A 429-nucleotide genomic window follows, 5' to 3' on the forward strand; every position below is an offset into this window, starting at 1 on the left:
TCGCAGAAGGTGTACGTCGACCCCGACGAGGACAGCGCCGTCGAACATCGACCCGCTCGACTCCGGCGCCGGATGCCGGCGTGGCACCGGCTCCCCGAGCCCGACGAGGGCGAGGAGCTGTCGCCGATCACGCGCGGCCTCTATGGACTGCTCACGGTCGCAACACTCACGCTTCCGCTCATCGGCTGGTACGCTGGCGACGCGGTCGCGAACACGCCGACGGTCGGCGCCGGCGTCGGCCTCGTGCTGCTCGCACTGGAGAGCTACGAGGCCGTCGACGGCGCGATCGACTTCGAGCCCGCGCCGCGCCATGACGTGACCGCCGATGCCTCGCTGACCGTGCTCCAGGGCGAGCACGCGGACGCGAAACTGCTCGAAGACTACGAGGAGATCGCGTGGAGCGAACGCATTACGACGGCGCTCGAAGCC

The 429-nt window shown here is 69.9% G+C and carries 1 pseudogene; it reads left to right on the top strand.

Annotation, left to right across the window (positions count from 1 at the left end):
* Positions 1-429: pseudogene (locus EXE52_RS18145) on the top strand (hypothetical protein); the annotation flags it as partial.

This window comes from Halorubrum sp. CGM4_25_10-8A, from assembly GCF_005435025.1.
Lineage (GTDB): Archaea > Halobacteriota > Halobacteria > Halobacteriales > Haloferacaceae > Halorubrum > Halorubrum ezzemoulense.